Annotated in this window: 19 protein-coding genes; 10 read left to right on the top strand and 9 right to left on the bottom strand. The window is 67.8% G+C overall.

The genetic code is table 11. The annotated features are described in order from the left end of the window. Positions 1-21: 21 nt before the first annotated feature. From GY812_13840 to GY812_13830, 3 genes are read left to right on the top strand one after another with little or no spacing between them, the layout of a single operon-like run. Complete coding sequence (locus GY812_13840) at positions 22-480, top strand: MaoC family dehydratase (protein MCP4436563.1); 459 nt, start codon at positions 22-24, stop codon at positions 478-480. Between the two features lie 7 nt (positions 481-487). After that, positions 488-1,714: a butyryl-CoA dehydrogenase gene (locus GY812_13835; GenBank protein MCP4436562.1), complete on the top strand. Its 1,227-nt coding sequence runs from the start codon at positions 488-490 to the stop codon at positions 1,712-1,714. 7 nt (positions 1,715-1,721) lie between these two features. Next, positions 1,722-3,251, top strand: a complete 1,530-nt coding sequence (locus GY812_13830; protein ID MCP4436561.1) for a cyclohexanecarboxylate-CoA ligase — start codon at positions 1,722-1,724, stop codon at positions 3,249-3,251. A 17-nt stretch (positions 3,252-3,268) separates the two neighbouring features. Here the strand turns inward: GY812_13830 and GY812_13825 are convergent, their stop codons facing one another. Together GY812_13825 and GY812_13820 are read right to left on the bottom strand one after the other, a co-directional pair. Then, positions 3,269-4,027, bottom strand: a complete 759-nt coding sequence (locus tag GY812_13825; protein MCP4436560.1) for a hypothetical protein — start codon at positions 4,025-4,027, stop codon at positions 3,269-3,271. 186 nt (positions 4,028-4,213) lie between these two features. Beyond that, a complete protein-coding gene (locus tag GY812_13820) occupies positions 4,214-5,974 on the bottom strand; it encodes a hypothetical protein (GenBank protein ID MCP4436559.1) in 1,761 nt (586 codons plus the stop codon). Between the two features lie 47 nt (positions 5,975-6,021). On the opposite strand from GY812_13820, the gene GY812_13815 reads away from it, so the two are divergent. From GY812_13815 to GY812_13785, 7 genes are all read left to right on the top strand, one after another. After that, on the top strand, positions 6,022-6,582 hold the full coding sequence (locus GY812_13815; protein ID MCP4436558.1) for a hypothetical protein: 561 nt from the start codon (positions 6,022-6,024) through the stop codon (positions 6,580-6,582). 36 nt (positions 6,583-6,618) lie between these two features. After that, complete coding sequence (locus GY812_13810; GenBank protein MCP4436557.1) at positions 6,619-7,029, top strand: DNA-binding protein; 411 nt, start codon at positions 6,619-6,621, stop codon at positions 7,027-7,029. After that, entirely contained in the window at positions 7,026-8,180 is a 1,155-nt protein-coding gene (locus GY812_13805) for a thiolase family protein (protein MCP4436556.1), read from the top strand. The genes GY812_13810 and GY812_13805 overlap by 4 nt, the downstream gene beginning before the upstream one ends. A gap of 334 nt (positions 8,181-8,514) precedes the next feature. Beyond that, a complete protein-coding gene (locus GY812_13800) occupies positions 8,515-8,910 on the top strand; it encodes a DUF4190 domain-containing protein (GenBank protein ID MCP4436555.1) in 396 nt (131 codons plus the stop codon). A gap of 60 nt (positions 8,911-8,970) precedes the next feature. Beyond that, positions 8,971-10,386 carry a hypothetical protein gene (locus tag GY812_13795; protein MCP4436554.1) on the top strand — a complete coding sequence of 472 codons (1,416 nt, stop codon included), beginning with the start codon at positions 8,971-8,973 and terminating at the stop codon, positions 10,384-10,386. Continuing rightward, positions 10,383-11,558, top strand: a complete 1,176-nt coding sequence (locus GY812_13790) for a hypothetical protein (protein MCP4436553.1) — start codon at positions 10,383-10,385, stop codon at positions 11,556-11,558. The genes GY812_13795 and GY812_13790 overlap by 4 nt, the downstream gene beginning before the upstream one ends. Before the next feature lie 31 nt (positions 11,559-11,589). Then, positions 11,590-12,387: a hypothetical protein gene (locus tag GY812_13785; protein MCP4436552.1), complete on the top strand. Its 798-nt coding sequence runs from the start codon at positions 11,590-11,592 to the stop codon at positions 12,385-12,387. 7 nt (positions 12,388-12,394) lie between these two features. Here GY812_13785 and GY812_13780 read toward each other — a convergent pair whose 3' ends face one another. From GY812_13780 to GY812_13750, 7 genes are all read right to left on the bottom strand, one after another. Next, positions 12,395-12,586 (bottom strand): ferredoxin, encoded by a 192-nt coding sequence (locus tag GY812_13780; protein MCP4436551.1) that lies wholly within the window; start codon positions 12,584-12,586, stop codon positions 12,395-12,397. A 7-nt stretch (positions 12,587-12,593) separates the two neighbouring features. Next, the gene (locus tag GY812_13775; GenBank protein ID MCP4436550.1) at positions 12,594-13,805 is read right to left on the bottom strand and encodes a cytochrome P450; all 1,212 of its coding nucleotides are present in this window, start codon (positions 13,803-13,805) and stop codon (positions 12,594-12,596) included. Positions 13,806-13,847: 42 nt separating this feature from the next. After that, a complete protein-coding gene (locus tag GY812_13770) occupies positions 13,848-14,831 on the bottom strand; it encodes an ion transporter (protein ID MCP4436549.1) in 984 nt (327 codons plus the stop codon). Between the two features lie 13 nt (positions 14,832-14,844). Continuing rightward, a complete protein-coding gene (locus tag GY812_13765) occupies positions 14,845-15,543 on the bottom strand; it encodes an acetoacetate decarboxylase family protein (protein ID MCP4436548.1) in 699 nt (232 codons plus the stop codon). Positions 15,544-15,798: 255 nt separating this feature from the next. Then, positions 15,799-16,983: a YncE family protein gene (locus tag GY812_13760; GenBank protein ID MCP4436547.1), complete on the bottom strand. Its 1,185-nt coding sequence runs from the start codon at positions 16,981-16,983 to the stop codon at positions 15,799-15,801. Between the two features lie 89 nt (positions 16,984-17,072). Beyond that, on the bottom strand, positions 17,073-19,430 hold the full coding sequence (locus GY812_13755; protein MCP4436546.1) for an arylsulfatase: 2,358 nt from the start codon (positions 19,428-19,430) through the stop codon (positions 17,073-17,075). A gap of 108 nt (positions 19,431-19,538) precedes the next feature. Beyond that, complete coding sequence (locus tag GY812_13750) at positions 19,539-20,549, bottom strand: TIGR03617 family F420-dependent LLM class oxidoreductase (protein MCP4436545.1); 1,011 nt, start codon at positions 20,547-20,549, stop codon at positions 19,539-19,541. Positions 20,550-20,553: the final 4 nt, after the last annotated feature.

Below are 20,553 nucleotides of genomic sequence, written 5' to 3'. Positions count from 1 at the left end.
CGTGGCGCGCGGGAGCATCCAATGGCGTTGACCGAACTCGAGGGCACCGACCTGGGGAGTCAGACGATCACGATCGAGCAGGGTCCGGTGCGGGCCTTTGCCGAGGCGGTTCTCGACGATCCGGACACCTACACCGGCAACGGCGCCCCCACCCCACCGACCTGGCCGTTCGTGATGAGCTACTGGGGTTCGATGGGAACCGGTGGAGCAGCGGGCCTGCCGATGGACAAGCTCCGCGGCAAGGGGCGGATGATCCTGCACGGCGAACAGGCCTTCGACATCACCCGGCCACCGAGGGTCGGCGAAACTCTCACCGGCACGGGCCGAATCTCCGAGGTGTACGAGAAGGCGACCTCCTCGGCGGTCATGGAGTTCTACGTGCGCGAGACCGACTGGCGCGACGACGACGGCGAACCGGTCGTGACCGACCGCTTCACCCTCATCGTTCGCCGCAAGCCCGACGCCGAGGGTTCGGAGTAGCACCGACGTGGGTGCAGCGCTGGGTCGCGACCCGTTCGAGGAGACCGAGGACCAGTCCTCTTTGCGCCAGCTCGCCCGCGATCTGGCCGAGCGCGAGGTCGCACCCCGGGCAGCGGCGGGAGACCGCACCGGTGATCCGCCGCACGAGGCAGCCAAGGCGCTCGCCGCAGCCGACCTCCTGAGGGTCACCGTCGGTGAGGCCCATGGCGGGTTCGGCTACGGCGACGTCGAGGCCTCGATAGTGCTCGAGGAGATCGCCCGGGCCGATGTGTCCACCGCCATCTGGTGCCAACTCACCTACAACGGACCGCCGCGAGGCATCTCGCACCTCGGTTCGGAGGCGCTCAAGGATCGCTGGCTGCCGAAGGTCGCCGCCGGCGAGGCACTGATCTCCATCGGCATCACCGAACCCGACGCCGGGTCGGCCGTACAGGAGATGCGGACGAACCTCGTCGAGGACCTGGCATCCGGCGGCTGGAGGCTCAACGGCTACAAGAACTACTCGACACTCGGCCATGTGGCCCACGGAGTGCTCGTTTGGTGCCGTTGGCCCGGGGGCTCGGGAGCAAAGGGCATCGGCGCAGTGATCGTGCCCATGGACCGAGAGGGTGTTGCGCTAGCCGGCGTGCACTCGTCGATGGGGGTCCACGCCGCGACGGAGGCCGAGATCGCCTTCGACGACGTGGCCATCAGCGCCGACGACGTGTTGATCGAGGGCAACCCTGACGACGCCGAGGCATTCAAGGTCTTGCTCGGCCACCTCAACCACGAGCGCTGTGGCAACGCCTCGATGTGCGTGGGTGCCGCCCAGGGCGCGCTCGAGTACGCCACCCGGCACCTCAACGACCGCGTGATCGGCGGCGAGGCACTCGCATCGCGCCAGGGGCTGCAGTGGAAGCTGGCCGACATGTCGATCGAACTCGAATCCGCACGCCTGCTGCTGCGCCGCGCCGTGCACCTGGCCGGCGATGGCGGGACTCCACCGGCACTCGAGACCGCCATGGCAAAGGCCGCCGCCAATCGGGCAGCCAAGTCCGTATGCGACGAATCGATGCAGCTCCTGGGCGGCTACGGGTACAGCGCCGAGTACCCGCTCGAACGCGCCTACCGCGACATCCGGGGCCTGTGCATCGGTGCGGGCACTATCGAGGCTCAGCTGAACTTCGTGGGGTCCAACGTCGCGCGCGGCCGAACGACGTCATCGCCCGGCTGGATCGCACAGCGCTTCGACTGAGCGGCTGATGGAACCGACCTGGCAGCCACGTGCGCTCGAGCGGTGGACCGAGCCCGGGGGGCCGCTTCACGGCACGGGCACACTCGACGAGCTGTGCGACCCGCCCGACCGTGCCAACAGCCCCGGTGGCCTCCGGGCCCTGGTGGACGACCAACACGAACTCGACGGTGCGGCCCAGGGTCGGGACGTCCGACGATGGGCGCAACACCTCGAGCAGGCCGGAGCAACCGTCGGCGACGTCGTGGCATGGCAGTTGCCCAATGTCGCGGACTCGGTGTTGCTGTACCGGGCGTGCTGGAGACTGGGCGCAGTCGCTGCCCCCCTTCACCCGCTGGCCGGCGAAGCTGCCATCAGCGCTGCGGTCGATGATCTCGCACCCCGGATTCTGCTGACGGCCGATGGGGAGGAGACCTTCGAGCGGCCAGGGCCGGGGGTCGGCAGCAAAGGTCAGCCTTCTGCCTCGGACGTGGCCGTGGTGATCCATACATCGGGCTTCAGCGGCAAGCCGAAGGGAGTGATGCACACCCATGGCTCGCTCGCGTACAAGGCCCGCTCGATGGTCGGGGTCCACGGCCTCACCAGTGCCGACGCAGTGCTGATGCCCGCACCTCTGGCTCACGTGTCGGGGCTGCTCAACGGCATCCTCGTGCCCTCGGCGGCCTCGATGACGACGGTCCTGATGCAGAAATGGGATCCGGCGAGGGCGCTCGACCTGATCGCGGCCCACCGGATCACCTTCATGGTAGGACCGCCCACGTTCTTCATCGGGCTGGAACACGCCGACGGGTTCAGCGCGGAGCGCGTGCGGTCCCTGCGGCTGCTGTCAATCGGGGGCGCCGGTGTCACACCGGAGTTCGTGGAACACACCTCCGAAGTGTTCGGCGCCGAGGTGAAGCGCAGCTACGGCTCGAGCGAAGCCCCAACGGTGACCTCTGCGCGGCCCGACGACGACGCCTGGACGCGCGCGCACACCGACGGGCGACCCACCGGAGTGGTCGCGATCCGCACCGCCGAACCCACCTCGGGTTCCTCCACCGCAGCCGGGGAGCCGGGAGAGGTGCAGCTGTGTGGCCCGGAACTGTTCAGCGGCTACACCGACGCCACCCTCAACGATGCCGCGACCACATCGGACTCGACGGGCGACTGGTTCCGCACCGGGGACATCGGGTTGATCGACGACAAGGGTCGGCTCACGATCACGGGGCGGCTGGGCAACGTGATCATCCGCGGCGGGGAGAACATCGACGCCGCAGAGGTCGAGGCACACCTGGTCGCACACCCGGCCGTACTGAACGCCGTGGTGCTCGGCGAGCCCGACGAACGGCTGGGCGAACGGGTACTGGCTGTCGTGGAGCTCTCCGCATCCGACGATGACCCCGAGTTCAGCGTCGCGACCTGCGCCGACTGGTTCACCAGGCGCGGTGCGACCCGGTTCATGACACCCGAGCGAATCGTCGTTGTCGACTCGATGCCTCTGCTGGGGTCAGGAAAGGCCGACCGCATCGGTGTTGCCCGGCGGGTCGGCCTGGCCGGATAGGTCATGCGGTCGCTGGGTCACAGGGCGGCCGCGGCACCCTTCCTGGGAGTGAAGGCAGCGGCGAAGTCGACCTGGCCGAAGTCCTCAGGGACTCCGAGTCCGCTCGCATAGCGGTACAGCGCGGTCTGCAGCACGACCGTCATCGCACTCGTCAACACCGAAACGACCGCCACCCAGACCACGAAGAGTCCGATGCCGACCCCCATGAGGATCGCGGAGCCGGTGAGGACGAGCAGCAGCAATGGCAGGCCGCACAGGACGGCGAGAAGCGAAACGATGCCGATTCCGGCATTCGCGATCACGTTCTCACCCCATGTGTGCTTGAACAACTCAGCCGATCGCTTGATCGCCTTGCCGACGCTGAGGCCCTCGAGCGCCACGATCGGCAACACCAGGAACGTGACGAGTGCCCACGCCAGTCCGATCAGGCCGATCACGATCCGTCCGACGAAGCCGAGGCGTTCCTGAATGGCCCGCAAGGCGAACGAGACCGTGGCGCTCACGACCGCCCACGGAAGGATCGAGCCGGCGCGCTTGCCTGCAGCTGACATGGCGGTCCCGAGGGTCGGCGACCCACCTTCGAAGTGGTCATTGGCCGCACATACAAGCCCTGTATTGAAGAACATCACGACGTATGCGGACACGAGGTAGCCGACTGCAGCGATCACCCACCCGACGGCCGACATCGACCATTGCTCGCCGGAGGTGTCGGCGGTGAGGAGCACCGGCACGGCGAAGCTCGCGGCAACGACAAGGGTGACGACGAACGACACCACGGGCAACAGGGTCAGACTGGGCCGGGTACGGATCACACTCCACGAACTCCTGGCCAACTCCCACGAGCGCCTGACTCGTCCCATTGCTCCTGCCTCCGATCGAGGATGCCGACGGTGCGGCTCCACAGGTTCGTCTCTCCGCTATGGATCGAGGGTAGCGACGCCCCGGCCCAAACCGACCCGACCTCAGGCGCGCAGGAAGAGGCCCTTCGGATCCCAGGTGCGGAGTCGCTCGATCTCACCGGCCCCGGGTGGCGCCAGTTCTGCACACTCATCCGCCACCTTCAATGGCCAGGCGAGACTGTCGGCAATGAGTCCGAAGTGCTCCTCGCGATCCACCCCGGCCGGGATACCCACCAGTTCGAAACCACCTGCACGCCGCTCGAACACGCCCAGCTCCGTTGCGATCACCGATACCCGTGCACCCGGAGAGGTCACGTAGGGCACCCGCTGCACCGTCCGCCTCGGTGTGAGCGTCGTGACCACCACCACATCGTCCGCGGTCGACGCGACGTCGTTGCCACCCCCGGACCCCACCAGGAACACCCCCCGGCTGGTGGAGCCATCATCGTGCTGCGCCGCTGGGATCATCGTGGAGTTGATGTTGCCGAGGGCATCGATCTGGGCGGCACCCAGACACGCAAGGGTTGTCGTTGCGGAGCCCGGCACCAGACACCCGAGCACCACGTCGGAATCCGCCAGCATCATGGAGGAGGGAAATGCGCGGTGGTTGAACACGAACGGGTCCGCGGGCGTGGGCTCGTAGCCGAGCAGGCCGAGCTCGGCGGTGAGGACCGTGGTCGCCCCTCGTTCGCGGGCCAGCTCCACCCCCAACCACGTGGCCAGATTGGCCACGCCCGCGCCGGCGAGCACGGCATCCGCACAGGAATCGACGAGCCGGTCGGCAAGGGCACGGGCGCCGTGCACGGCCGCCAGCTCCCAGTCGTTGGGCGGTGCCGACAGGTTAGGCGGGTTCTCCTGCGCGTCCTCCCGCCATGACTGGCGGTCCGACCGCGCCCTGAGCCTCTCGACCCGCTCGACCCCGAGCCGGTCGAGGTAGTCCTGTTGTGTCTCAGGTTCGAGCACCCAGTGGCGCACGAACTCGGACCATTCTTCATCTGTGCCCCGGGTGGCGTCTCGGGCAGCCACCCAGTGGTCAAGGTCCTCGGCATACGGCTCTGCTGGTGTGAACGTGCCGTACAGGCCACCCGGGTGGGCCCCCATCGGAGCCTCGGCCACTGCGAGCACCCGGTGGGACGGCACCCGCACGAGGTGTGCCCACGGAGTGATGTCATCGACGACCCGCTCGACGCTAGCCACCACTCCCCGTCGGGCCGCCAGCGCTCCCCAGGCGCCTTCGAGCAACGGGGGGTGGAACGCCAGATTTCCCGACCGGTCCGCCACCGCTGCGTGCACCAACGCGATGTCGGGTGCGTAGGCCTCGAGCAACCCGAGCCCGCCAAAGGGCGTGTCCACGACTGCGAATCCGTCGTTGTGCTCCATCGACGAACCGGCGATCGAGTCGGTGGCCACAGCGGGCAGGCCCCGGGCGGCTGCCTCCATCCGCTGCGCGAAGGCCAGGAACGACCAGTGCTCCACCTCCACCTCGCCGGACATGTAGGCCAGGGAGAACCGTGGGTTGGGGGTGAAGTTGGGAAACACGTCGCCCGAGTAGCCGGTGACGACCCTGCGCACGAGGCCGCGCCGGCCCTCGCCGGGTGGGAAGAACAGCGCCCCAAGGCTCGATAGCGACAGCATCACCAGCGTCCACTGCGGATCCCGGCCCCACCAGCGCCGTACCAGTGCCCTCGCAACCGCGGAGAACCGGGTGTGGGAACACATCACGTGCACTGCATCGCCCGCCTGTACGTGCGAAACCGCCTCGTCGAGGCCCACGACCACGTCTCGGGGTACCCCGTGCACGACTGCCCCGGACCCGGTTGTCATGGTCAGTGTCCCTCGGCCCGCACGGCGGCGACATTACAGTCGCGGGCATGTCCACCGCCTCGGAACCAGTGAATGTGGAGGTCCGCGGTCCCAACCCGTGGCTTCCGCTCGTCATCATCGGAGTACTGACCCTCGGGCTCGGTGCATGGCTGATCATCAGCTCGATCGTCGGCACCAACTTCTCGCTGGGTGTCATCGCCGTGCTGCTCGCCATCGGCCTGTTCCTGAATGGCCTGAGTGAGCTGGCGTGGGCATCCGATCGCTCCAAGCCATGGATCGGCTACCTGATGGGTGCCCTGTTCATCGTGGGTGGGGTGATCGTGATCCTGCGGCCCGGCACAGGACTGAGCGCGCTGGCCGTGGTGATCGGCATCGTGTTGATCGTCGTGGGCGTTTTCCAGACCGCCATCGGGCTCATGAGCCGCGACGAACTCCGGCACTGGGCATGGGTGTCGGTTTTCGGCCTGGTCACGATCGGAATCGGCATCGCCGCGATCGCATGGCCCGAAGCCACGGTGCGGGTGATTGCCCTGCTGTTCGGTATCAGGCTGCTGGTGGTCGCCCTCGGCACGATCGGTGTCGGGATGGACTTCAAGCGCCTCACCTGAGCGTCGCCGCCGGCGGCGCCGTCTAGTGTCCGCGGCGTGAGCAGCGGCACACCACCTCCCATCGTCGGAGGGCTGTTCCGCGTCGACTCGGACGGCCTGACCCTTCTCGGCGGCAGGTCGCAGTCGAGTGGCCTGACCCACTTCCCGTTGCAGCCGGTATGCCCCTACACGGGCGCCGACGACGTGGAACCGATCGACCTGCCCCGCACAGGTGAGCTTTGGCAGTGCACCGAGGTCAGAGCTGCGCCGCCGGGCTACTCGGGTCCTGTCCCGTATGGGTTGGGCGTGGTCGAACTCGACGACGGCCTGCGGGTGGTCGGCCGGGTCAAGGCCGACTCCCCCGCTGAGCTGGCCGGAGGCACGCCGATGACCGTGGTCGCCGAAACGGTCACCGACGCACACGGCAACGACTGCACGGTATGGGCCTTTGCCGAGGTGGCGCCGTGACCGCCGATGTGGCGGTGGCCGGGATCGGCCTGCACCCGTTCGGCCGCTTCGAAGGCACCTCGGCCCACGCGATGGGCGCGACCGCACTACACGACGCCATGAACGACGCGTCCATCGCACGGGGTGACTTCCAGGCGGCGTTCTGTGCCACCGCCTACGGGGGCGTGGCATCGGGGCACCGGGTGCTCGGAGCCCTGGGGCTGACGGGGGTGCCGATCGTGGATGTGGAGGCGGGCTGCGCGTCCGGTGGTGCCGCCCTCTCGCTCGCAGCGGGCGCGATCGCCGCCGGCCAGTACGACACGGTGCTGGTAGTCGGTATCGAGAAGATGGGCTCGGGGATGATCCGCAGCTCGTTCTTCGAGCCGTGGATGGAGGCTGCAGGCCTGTCCGCCGGACCCGCGTACTTTGCCCTGCGGGCCCGGCGCCTCATGGATGAACACGGCCTCGGCGCCGGCCATCTGGCCGAGCTCGTGGTCAAGAACCGCTCCGCCGGAGTGCACAACCCCGACGCAATGTTCAACACCGTCGTGACGGCCGACGAGGTGCTCACATCGAAAATGGTGTGTGACCCGCTGCGGTTGCTCATGCTCTGCGCACCCAACGAAGGGGCCGCGGCAGTGGTGCTGCGCAGGGCCGACCTGGCCGGACCCGGCACGCCGAGGCTGCTCGCAGCAGAGCTGCGAAGCCACCTCCCCGGCTCCGTACTCGATGAATCGACGCCGCTGGCCGGAATCGACGACACCGGGATCACCCCACCATCGACGCTGGCGGCCCAGGACGCCTGGGAGTCGGCCGGAGTCGGCCCCGACGATCTCGACCTGGTCGAGTGCCAGGACACCGACGCGGCCCGCGAGTTGCTCGTGTGGCACGAGCTCGGCCTCTGCGACCGTGGGGAGCAGGCGCGGATATTGGCCGAGGGCACTTTCGGACCGGGGGGCAGGCTTCCGGTGAACCAGTCGGGCGGCCTGCTGTCCAAGGGAGAACCCTTGGGCGCGTCCGGTCTCGGCCAGGTGGTGGAGCTCGCCCTCCAGCTGCGCGGTGAGGGCGGCCACCGCCAGGTCAAGGGCGCCCGCGTGGGACTGGCGCACACCATCGGCCGGGGCGCCAACGCGTCGGTCACCATCCTCGGCACGGCGGTGGCTGCTGGTTAGCGTTTCGCGGTGACGGCGCGGACAGAGTCCGTGTCCAACCGACGAACCGGGGACAGCCATGTCCGACTTCCCACCTCCCGACAGCGATCCGCCAGGGGAACCGACCACCCCCTCACAGCCGCCGGTCGGCCCGCCCCCGGGAGCACCACCACCCCCGGGAGCACCACCACCCCCGGGAGCACCACCACCCCCGGGAGCACCACCACCCCCGGGAGGACCACCACCCCCGGGAGGACCACCACCCCCGGGAGCACCGCCACCGCCCCCGGGAGCACCACCACCTCCTCCCGGTGCCCAACCGCCGCCGCCGGGGGGCTACCAGCAACCTGGTTCCGTGCCACCACCAGCTGCGCCGCCGGGGATGCCTGGTGCCGCTGCGTATGGCGCCGCCCCGGTGCAGGGCTCGCAGACCAACGGGCTGGCCGTGGGCGCGCTCGTCTGCGGCATCCTGAGCGTGTTGCTGTTCTGGGCATGCTTCGTCGGGATGGTGTTCGGCATCGTCGCCGTGGTCCTCGGCTTCATCGGTCGCAACAAGGCCAACGAGATGGCCGGCAACGGGGCCGGCATGGCACTGGCAGGCATCATCACAGGAGCCCTGGGAGTCTTGGCGGGGGCCGTGGTCGTCGTCTCGGTGTTCATCCTCGGCGACTCGCTGTCCGACGAATACAACTCGGATCCCGTGGACGGAATCTGCAACGAAGACCGGATCTGGCAGGACCCCGACTGCTGACCACGCGCCCGGTGCACGCCAGCCGGGTCAACTGACACGCGTGTCAGCTATGGTGCGGCCATGGCTGACAGAATCCTGACTCCCAGGGGACTCGACGCGGAATTGGTGTCAGTCGGTGCGGCCGCACCGGCACTTCGCCTCGCCGTGTCCGCCATCAACTCGGCATGGGGCCGCACTGGCGGCCGTGGCCAGGTTGCGGCATGCAGGTCCGACGAGGACACGCTCACTCTGGCTGCGTCCGCGGCTTCTCGGGCACTGGGCGCAGCCGGTGTGGGACCCGGATCGATAGACGGCCTCTGGTGGGGCACCTCGCGACTGCCGTTCGCAGAGGGGCCGAGTTGGTCCACTCTTGCTGCGTCACTGCGACTCGACACATCCACCGACGGCACAGCGATCGCCGGCTCTCCACACTCTGGGGTCGACGCCCTCCTGGCGGCAGCCGACGCAGTGGCTGCAGGCCGCGTCCGTACGGCACTCGTCGTGGCTTCCGAGGCCCTGCGCCCCGCGCTCGGTTCAGGCCACGAGACGGCAGCAGGTGCCGGCGCGGTCGCCCTCGTACTGAGGCGTGACGGTGCAGGCGCACGACTTGACTCAGTCGCGTCACGCTTCGAGCCGCTGCTCGACCGCTACCGCGGCGACGACGAGACCGAGACGCGCGATACCTACGACAGCCGCCTCGTACGCGAAGAAGCCTTCATGCCGCTCGCCGCCGACGTGATCGGGGCGCTCGGCATGCATCCCGACACTCGGTGGTCGCTCGCCGACCCCGACGGTCGCCTCGCCAAGGGGCTGTCTCGCAAGCTCAAGCTGGGCGACCCGGTGTCGGCCGCAGTCCGCACCCACCTCGGGGACCTCGGCGCCGCCGCTCCCCTGGCCGGACTGGTTGCCGCGCTGGGGGAATCGGGCCCGGCGGCACTTCTGGCCTGGGGTGGTGGACGAGCCACCGCACTGGGCCTGGCCGTGGACGAGCCCGTCCCGGGCGCCCCGGAAGCGCTCGGCGACCTGCTCGCGGAGGGCATGCCGGCCGACTACGCCAGGGTGCTCAGGTCCCGCGGTCAGCTCGAGGCGACTGGGGAGTCGGTCGAGATGGCGATCCCGCCGGGCTCCGCGATGTTCGTGCGTGACCTGCGCGAGGTGCTGGGGCTCCTCGGCGCGCGCTGCGTGAACTGCGGCGTTGTCAACTTGCCGCCCTCGGCTCATCCGAGCTGTCCGGGCTGTGGCGGCGACAAGTTCGACGTGGCAGAGCTGCCCCACCACGGTACGGTCCAGACCTTTGTGGTCAACCAGACGATGCCCGCACCCTTCGAGGCTCCGCTGCCACTCGTCGTCGTCGACCTCGACGACGGATCGCGGGTGCAACTGCAGGGGTCGGACGACGGCTCGGCTCTCGAGGTGGGAATGCCCGTTGAGCTGGTTCTACGGCGCTACACGATCGAGCGCGGCGTGCCCGTCTACGGATGGAAGGTGGCGACATGACCTGGAACCGTGCATCCATCGTGGGAGCCGGGCTCATCAAGATGGGCGAACTGTTCGACCAATCCTACGAGCAGATGGCCCGCGGCGCCTTCGACGCCGCAGTGGCGTCGGTGGACAACGGGTTCGACACCTCCGACATCGACGCCGTATTCGTGGCAACGCAGCGGGGCACGCTCTGGGGCCAGGAGGGTATCGGTGGCAACACCGTGCCCAGCGCGATCGGGCTCAACGGCGTGGCGTGTACGCGCATCGAGAACGCGTGTCCTTCGGGAAGCGACGCCTTCCGGGTGGGCGCGATGGCCGTGGCGTCCGGCGCCTACGACACGGTATTGGTCATCGGTGTGGAGAAGATGCGCGACAAGTCCTCCGAAGAGGGGCTGCTCGCCCGCGCTGCCGGTGGCCACCCTGTGTACACGCGCGGTGAGTCGGCACCTGTGCTGTTCGCGCCGTTCGCCACCCGCCACATGCACGACTTCGGCACCACCAAGGAGATGCTGGCGTCGGTGGCGGTCAAGAACCACCACAACGGATGCCTCGATCCCTACGCCCACTTCCAGTACGAGGTGACCGTGGAGCAGGTGGTCGAAGCTGCGCCGGTGTGCAGCCCGCTCGGCCTGCTCGACTGCTGCCCGCAGACCGACGGGGCCGCGGCTGTGATCCTCACCACGCCCGAGAAGGCCCGCGACCACACCGCCGCTCCGGTGCACGTCGCCGGATTCGGCGTGGCCACCGACCACCCCTACCTGCATGAGAAGTCCGGCTACGTCGGGCTGACTGCCACGGTCGAGGCGTCGGGGCGCGCTTATGAGATGGCCGGTATCGGCCCGGCCGACATCGACGTGGCCGAGGTGCATGACTGCTTCACGATCACCGAGATCCTCGACATCGAGGACCTCGGCTTCTTCGAGAAGGGCAAGGGCGGCATCGCATCGGCCGAGGGCGAAACATCGCTCACCGGAAGGATCCCAGTGAACCCGTCGGGCGGCCTGCTCGCCAAGGGCCATCCGATCGGCGCAACGGGGATCGCCCAGCTCACCGAGTGCTGGTGGCAACTACGCGGACAGGCCGACGAGCGACAGGTGAAGGTGCACAACGGTTTCGCCCTGCAGCACAACGTGGGCGGCCGCGGAAGCGGCGTATCGGTCGTGAACGTCCTCACCACCAACGAGTAGCAACAGATCACCCACTCACAGGCAGGACCAAATGCTCCGCTTCGAGGTCACCGACGACGGCGTCGGCCACATCACACTCGACCGGCCCGACGCGGCCAACGCCCTCACGCCGGAGATGCGCGACGACCTTCTCGATGCGGTACGGGCCAGCCGGGCCGACGATGCGGTTCGCTGCGTGCTGGTGACTGCTACCGGCGACGCGTTCTGCTCGGGCATGGACCTGCGCGATTCCACCGTCGCCCAGGCGGGCAACGCCGACTTCGATCCCCGGTCCACCTCGCAGACCCTGCATGCGGGCGTGCAGGCCTTCATCCGCGGCCTGTGGGAACTCGACAAGCCAACGGTTGCAGCGGTCCAGGGCCCGGCAATCGGTCCGGGTGCCCACCTCGCGCTGGCGTGTGACTTCGTGTTCGTGTGCGACGCCGCGGAGTTCCGCTGGAGCTTCGCCCGGTGGGGACTCGTGGTCGACGCCGGTGGCGCCTACCTGCTGCCGCGCCTCGTCGGTCTCGTGCGAGCGAAGCAGCTCGTGATGCTCGGCGACGGGATCGTCGGGCCTGATGCCGTGCACGAAGGCATCGCGTACCGCCATGTGGCCGACCCGGTGGAGATGGCAGCCGAGGCTGGACAACTGGCGAGCGAGCTCGCGGGTGGGCCCACCCGGTCACTCGGGATGTCGAAGTCGTTGCTCAACCGGTCCATGGAGACCGACCTTGCGCACAGCCTCGAGTTGGAAGGGCACTTCCAGGCCTTGGCAACGGCGTCATCCGACCTCGTGGAGGGCATGACCGCGTTCCGCGAGAAACGACCGCCCGAGTTCCGCGGCCGCTGATCCGCCGCTACTCCTCGATGCCGAGCGCATCCTCCGGACACGTCGCGACTGCTGCCCTCGCGAGCTCTTCCTGCTCCGAAGTGGGCTCTGGGGTCACCACTTCGCAGTGGCCCATGTCGTCGGGAGCGAACACCGCGGGCGCCAGTGCGTAACAACGGCCGTGACCCGTGCAGGATTCGACGTCGAGCACGATCCTCATGCCCGCGTCAGCCCTGCCCCGACGCCGTGAACACGAGCGGGAACTCGGCGATCTCCCGGATGCCCGGCGAGTAGTCAAGGGTGGCGCCCGGCTTCACCGAGTAGTCGGCGATCCTGCGATGCCACTCCTCGAGGGCTATTCGCAACTCGAAACGCGCGAGGTGTGACCCGAGGCAGCGGTGCGGGCCACCGCCGAACGCCAGGTGACGGTTGGCCTCGCGGTATACGTCGTACTCATCTGCCTCGAGGCCGAACTCGCCGGGGTCGGTGTCGGCTGCGCCGAGCATCACCATCACTGTGTCGCCCGGCTCCATCTTCACTCCGTGCAGTTCGGTCGGCTGGGCGACGGCACGCAACACCTGCATCACCGGTGTGTGGAGGCGTAGCAGCTCCTCCACCGCGGCGGGCACGAGGGTGGGGTCATCGGACAACGCCTGGCGGTGCTCGGGGTACTCGGCCAGGTAGGCGAGTGAGCAGTCGAGGGTGGAAGTGACCGTGTCGAGTCCACCGAGGATGAACAGGTAGCAGATGTCGAGCATCTCCTCGCGGGACATCCTGCGACCATCCACCTCGGACGTGAAGAACCGGCTGAGCAGATCATCGCCCTCCTGGCCCTCGCGCTCGTCGAGCGCCTGCTCGAAGTAGGCATACATGGCGGCGCCGGTCTCCTTGCGGATGCGGGCAGCCTCTTCCACGTCGTCGGTGCCAGGACGGATGATGCCATCCTTCCACTGCAGGAACTGCTCGAGGTGCTCGAGTGGGAGCCCGCAGAGCTGCAGGAACACGGTGCAGGGAAGCGGCACGGTGAAGTCGGCGTGCGCGTCGACCTCACCGCGGTCTATGAACTCGTCGATCAGTTCGTTGACCAGCTTGCGGACCTCGGTCTCGAGCGGCGAGATCTCGTTCGGACCAAGGGTGGGGTCGATGACCCTGCGGTACTTGGCGTGGTGCGGCGGGTCCACCTGCAGCGGAATCAGCGGGCGGTCCTGGCCGATGTCGACCGCCACGATGTCACTGCTGAAGATCTCAGGGTGACGAAGCACGTAGCGGACGTCTTCGAATCGGCTCACGATCCACGTGCCCTTGCCGAAACCTTCGAAGGAGGCAACGGGGCAGCCGGTGCGCAGAGCCTCGTAGAACGACCGCGGATCTGCGGCTACCTCGGGCAGGTAAGGGTTTGCCTCGCCCGTGTCTGTGTTGACAGCGCCCGTTGGGTCCACCGGTCACCTCCACCGTGAGACCCTCAGTTTATGACACGCGTGTCAGGTTTCTGGCGGAAAACCCTCATTCGACTCGATTACCCGGCGCAGGGCGGCCATTTCACGGCGAAGCTCGGCCATCTCGCGGCGCAGATCCACCGTTGCGGCGTCCGCATCCGGGTCAGCCGGCGCCCCCTGCTGTTGCCCTGCGTGCTTCCTGGCGAGCACATGGGACGTCACAGCGGCAGGCGGGGCGACGGTGGCCTGCGCAGATGGTGCAACAGGACCGTCCGCACCAAGCACCGCCTGCTTGCCCGAGGCCGACCCGCTGCCGTTCGCTCGCTTCGTCCTGTCGAGCCCGAGGAACGACGTGAGGCTCGCAGCCAGGGCACCGAGCACGGCGATGCCGCCGATCATGGTGATCGCGCCGACGAATCGCCCGGCTGCAGTCTCTGGCACCTGGTCGCCGTAGCCCACAGTTGTCATCGTCACGATCGCCCACCACAACGAGTCACCGAAGGTGCCGAACTGGGGCGGCCCCTCGATGCGCTCGATCAGGAACGCCGCGGCCACCACGGTCACCGCGGCGTAGAGCGCCACGCGCCCGAGGCGCTCCATCAGCTTCTTCAGGTTCGAGGCACCCCGGCGGGCCACCACGAAGATCCTCGCCAGGCGGGCGAGCCTTGCGACCACCAGCACCGCAGAACCGTTGTTGCCGGTCACCAGGTACCAGGGGAACGTGATGACCACGATCGCCAGGTCGAAGACCCCGTCTCGCGACAGCAGGTAGCGGCGCCGAAGGACCACGTGCACCACCAGGTCGACCGCGAACACCGCCCAGCAAGCCCACTCGACTACCGGTGAGACGTCCTTTGTGGGTGTCTCGGCGAACTGGCCGACCAGCGGCAGCACGGCTGCCAACACGATCAACGGGGTCGTGCGCGATTCCCAGGTCGCGAGCAGTTGTTCCTTGTGCGACAGCTGTTCGCCGGCTTCGGGGTCGTCGATCACGGCCCGGGACTGCTGCCAGGCCTTCTCCGCCGACATCAGCGGCTCCGGATCAAACCGGCGTGGGCCACTCAAAGGTGCCCTTGAGGCCTTCGCCCCACATCGCGATGTCGGGTGACTTAGGCAACCCGAGGCTCCGCAATTCGTCGGCTGCCGGCGACGACCCCAGCTCGAGGCGGACATCGGCGGGGTCGATCATGCCGGTCGGCAGCTCGATGGTGAGCGGCACGAGGGTGGGCACCCCGTCGAGGTATGAGTAGGTGAGGGTGCCTTCGGCGCTGGGTTCGCCAAGCGGTTCCGGCCGCGGGAACGTGGCGGTCAGCGTGGGCTCGCCTCCCATCGCCAGCTCAACCGTGACCGTGTCATCCGTGTAGGAGAACGAGAGCTCCTCAACCGTCTTGGGAAGGCCGAGCACCTCGCGCCCCGCCGTCGTGGTCATCTGCTGGTTGACCGGCATGCGCCACTGGAACGCTCCGATTTCCTCCGGCCGCCCGGTGGGGTGCACGAGCATGCCGAAATTGACCTCGTCGTAGTCGCCCCAAGGGTTCTCGCGGTAGTCGACCAGCGCCAGCACCAGCATGGCGGTGCCTTCGCCCACGTCGGCCACCTCGAAGCCGTCACCGGGGATGAGTGCACGAGCGGGTTCGATGGGAACCGACCAGGTGAGCGTGGCCGAGTTCATGTCGGTCACCTCCATCGGGAAGTCGATGGACACCCCGTCGATCTCGCCCCAGTGCTTGCTCTCGGTCATCGACATCCTGTCCCCCTTCGGCCGGCGCATCGGGCCTGCGCAGCGGTTGTGCTGCAAGTATCGCGGAGCTGCCATCGGCGGGCGAGCACGGTGGACGCGCAGGGCACAATCCAGCTGACCGGCCAGCTGATCGGAGTGCGGATGCAACCCCAGCCAATGCTCGTGGTCGGCGACCGCGGTGACACCCCGCAAGCAAAGGGGCGCCGATCTGGTTCATGGTGACAGGCCCGCTCGAAGCGTGAGGGACGGACCCTGTCAGCCCGCCGGGGTCTCGACTTCGTCCCACACGTCGATCGAACCCGAGTAGTTGGCGACCCACACGCGCCCGGTCGAGCGGTCGTAGCTGATCCCGATCGGGTGGTGACCGGCCGGCACGGTCTGCAGTGTCGACATGTCGTCGGTTGCCAGCTTCGTGACGTTGTCACTCTCGTAGTTGACGACGTACAACGAAGTGCCATCACTCGAAATGTCCATGGAGCGAGGCTGGCTGCCGGTTGAGACCTTGGCGATCACCTCACCCGTGTTGGCGTCGATCTTGGCGACCTTTCCCTCGGCATTGAGGGTGGCGTAGAGATACTGACCATCGGGGCTCAACACGAGGTGGCGCGGACCCTGGCCGACGCCACTGAACGAGCTGAGTGAACCGTCATCGAGGTTGACGACTGCGATCTCGGAGCCTCCCATGATGGCCACGTATGCCCTTGACGAGTCGGGCGACACCGCGATGCCACGTGGATAGCGGCCGATGTCCAGCGTCTGGAGGACTTCCCCCGTCTCGGTGTCCGCGATGGTCATGTCATATGTGCACCAGTTGGTGGCCATGACCTTCTCGCCATCGGGGGTGACCGCCACGTACTTCGGGACCGCACCCGCTGCGATCACCTGGTCGATCTGCCAGTCGTCGGTGCCTATCCGGTACAGGTAGCTGGGAGCAGTGTCATCCGAAGGGCTGCACTTGTCGCTGCCCTCTCCATAGCCGGGGCCGTACATCGAGTAGTTGGACACGTAGACGGCGCTGCCATCCGGCATGAAGGCCGCCTCGACGGGCGCCCCCTGGAACTCACCCTCATCCTCGAAGCCGAAGTCGGACAGGGTGACTGAATCGGGCACTGTGGCAATCAGGTTCCCGTCGGCGTCGTATGCGGTGACGGTGTGGCGGTACATCATGTTCTGTGCCGTGACGGTGCCGTCGCCCGAAGCCACGACCGACTTGGGACTGATGTCGCCGGTGATTCGCCTCAGCTTCTCCATGGTGAGTGTGTTGGCCGGTGGTCGCGGAGCGATCGTGGTGGTCGATGTCGTCGACGTCGTCGACTCGGGCGCGACCTGCTCGGAGGGTGCCCGCCCGCCGGCGCCGCCAGCGGTCACATCGGCCGCGCTCGTGCCCGCGCAGCCGGCAAGGACTGCACAGCACAGCACCAGGGTTGCACGGAGGGGCATCCGTCAAGGTTGGCACCGAGATGTGACACTGGCGAGCCGCGTCGCTGCGTTGGGAACGATTGCTCTGCCTCAGGTCATCTGGGGAGGACCTACTGCTTGGCCAGGATCCGGCGGAGGTCGGCCTCATCGTGGCCGACCAGATCACCGGAGGTGTCCACCACGACCTGGGCGATGTGACCCCCGTAGCGGAACGGAGCCGAGTACGCGTCGGGGTCGGCCGTGTCGAAGGCGGCGTAGCCACAGCTCATGCCGAGCACTCCCATCACGATCGGTGTGGTGTAGGGCAACTCTGCGTGGCCGACCAACTCCCCGTCCGCGAACAAGCGGCTGTGACCCGGTGAGCCGTGACCGGCGAGCAGGTCCGGACCCGCCGTCGGCTCGAACTCGTAGCGCAGTTCGACCTCACCGGTGGGTACGGGCTCCGCCGAGGACACCGTGAAGCGTTCGAGTCCCACGTAGTTGTGCACATGGTGGAGGTGCCCGTCCTTCACGAACAGCGCGAATCCCCCATGGCGGCTGCCCTGGGCCAGGAGCACCCCATCGGCGCCACCTTCGGGAACCTCGACGGTTGCCGCAATGCTGAACGGGCGGTTCAGCAACCGGGGAGTCACGGCGAACGCGATCGGTGAGCCGCCCTGGTGCAGCGTGACCGACTTCCTGGGCCGGGCGATCCTGGGTCGCTTCTGGGCGAGGCGCTGCAGCTCTGCCGACGCAATCGGGAAGGCGCCGTTGGCACCCGCCTCGGCGTACCAGCGCTGCACCATCTCGGTGCACTTGGCGGGCATCCCGGAAGCCAGGTCGTTCAGCTCCGATGGATCATCGGTGAGGTTGTACAGCTCCCAACCGTCGGCATCGAGCGCGTCGAGCAGCTCCTCGGTGAGCGGTGTGCCGAACCGACGGCCGTGCTCTTCTGCCTCGGCGAAGCTCGGGCCCGGCAACGGGCACGTCGCCTTCCATCCGTCGTGGTAGATGGAGCGATGCCCGAACATCTCGAAGTACTGGGTGTGGTGCTTCGACGGTGCATCCCCGTCATCGAAGGTGTGGGCGAAGCTCACCCCGTCCATCGGCGACTGGGGCACTCCCTTGATGACCTCCGGCGGGTCGATACCGATCGCGTCGAGCAGTGTCGGCACGATGTCGATCGCGTGGGTGTACTGGTTGCGCACCTCACCGGCGGCCCGAATGCCCTCCGGCCACGACACGACGCACGGGTCGGTGATGCCGCCGCGGTAGGTCTCGCGCTTCCAGCGGCGAAACGGCGTGTCACCGGCCCAGGCCCAGCCCCATGCGTAGTGGCAGAACGTGTCCGGTGAACCCCAGGCGTCGTAGTGGCCCAGGTTGTCCTCGAGGGTCTCGGCAATGAAGTTGAAGAACAGCCCCTCGTTGAAGGTGCCGTGAACCCCTCCTTCGGCGCTCGCGCCGTTGTCGGACATCGCGATCACGATCGTATTGTCGAGCTGTCCGGTGCGCTCGAGGAACTCGAGCACCCTTCCGAAGTGGTGGTCGGTCTGTTCGATGAAGCCCGCATACACCTCCATCTGCCGGGTGTACATGCGCTTCGCGTCGTCGCCGAGGGTGTCCCATGCGGGTACGTCGGGATCCCGCGGGGGCAACTCCGCGTCCGCGGCGACGATGCCGATCTCCTTCTGGCGGGCCAGCACCTCCTCGCGATAGGCGTCCCAGCCGGCATCGAAACGGCCCTCGTACTTCTCGATCCACTCGGGCTCCACGTGGTGCGGGGCGTGGCCGGCGCCGGGCGTGTAATAGAGCAGGAACGGCTTGTCCGGCGCGTTCACGTGCGCGTCCTGAATGAACTCGATCGCGTGTTGCGCCATGTCGGCGTTGAAGTGGTAGCCCTCTTCAGGGGTCTGCGGCTGGCGGACCGGGTGGTTGTCGTGGATCAGATCGGGGAACCACTGGTCCGTGTCACCTCCGAGGAACCCGTAGTAGCGCTCGAACCCCCGGCCGAGTGGCCAGCGATGGAACGGCCCGGCCATCGACGTCTCCTGGGGAGGCGTCATGTGCCACTTGCCCACCGCAAAGGTGTTGTAGCCGTGCTCCAGCAGGATCTCGGAAACGAAGCCGTGCTCGGGGCCCATCATGCCGTTGAGAGCCGGATACCCCATCGACAGCTCGGTGATCGCGGCGAGGCCGAGGCGGTGGTGGTTGCGCCCGGTCATCACGCAGCCGCGGGTCGGTGAGCAGAGGGCCGTGGTCTGGAAGTTGGAGTAGCGCAGTCCCCGATCGGCGAGACGGTCGAGGTTGGGGGTCTCACAGAGCCCCCCGAACGCGGACATCTGCCCGTAGCCGACATCGTCGAGCAGGTAGATGAGCACGTTGGGGCTGCCTTCACGCGCCCGGTTGGGCGCCGGCCACGCCGGCTCGGATGACTCGAGCGTGCGCCCGATCAAGCCGGGAAACGGCGATCCTTCGGGATACTCCACCAGATCTGGCACAGATGACTCCTGTCCTGTCCGACCGAACACGTCCTCGCCCTGCGGAACCTACCAAGAACTCCCGAACCTGCTGCTCGGTGGCCCCGAATCCCCCGCAGTTCAGGAGTGGAGATCGGCGACGACCTCGGCGAAGTGCCGGGGGTCGGGAGCGCGGTTGTTGACCAGGCTCACCGAGTCGCTGATGCCGGCCAGGCGCGAGCGAATCGCCGGGGCGATCTCGTGTGGTTCTCCAACGACTGCGATGGTCTCGATCAATTCGTCGTCTATGAGCCGTGGCATCTCTGCCCACCGGCCGGCCTTCGCCATGGACTTCAGCTCCGGATGGAGCTCCCCGTAGCCGTGCAGGTCGAACACACGCTGGTACGCGGGCGTGGTTCCGTAGAACGCGAGCTGCTCTCGGACCGCCTCGCGGCTGCGCCCCAACTCCTCCTCGGAACGGCCGGTGACCACGATCGTCACGCACACGAGCTCCACGTCCGACGCGTCGCGCCCGGCGCGTTCTGCGCCGTCCTTGATTGCCGGAACCGTGATCTCCTGAAGCGAGCGGCGTGTGTTCACCGGGTGCACGAGGAATCCGTCGGCGACCTCACCCGCCACCTCGGTCATTCTCGGCCCCACACCGGCGGTGAACACCGGGGGCAGGCCGAAGTCGTTCGGCCCGGGGTCGAATGCCGGAACCATCCTCGTGTGGGTGTAGAAGTCTCCGCGGAAGTCGAGCGGCACGCCGTCTTGCCATGTGTCCCAGATGGCGCGGATGCCGAGCACCATCTCGCGGAGCCGGCCGGCGGGTTCCGACCACGGCATCGAGAAGCGCTGCTCGATGTGGGGCCGGATCTGGGAACCGATTCCGAGGGTGAACCGGCCGCCGGTGATCGTCTGCAGGTCCCAGCCCACATTGGCCAGTGTCATCGGCGTACGCGCGAACGCGATCGCAATGGCCGTGCCCAGTTGCACACGGGTGGTGTGCTCAGCGGCAACGGCCAGTGGCACGAAGGGGTCGTGTTTCGCCTCGAAGGAGAATGCCCGGTCATACCCGAGGGCCTCGAGGTCGCGGTAGATGGTGCGAGCCTGCGCCAGGTCGTCGGTGGGAACCGTCATCGACACGTGCATCGCA

The organism is Actinomycetes bacterium (genome assembly GCA_024222295.1).
In the GTDB taxonomy this organism is placed as follows: domain Bacteria; phylum Actinomycetota; class Acidimicrobiia; order Acidimicrobiales; family Microtrichaceae; genus JAAEPF01.
Note: the sequence above shows the minus strand (reverse complement) of the source record. Positions and strands in the feature narration are given on the sequence as shown.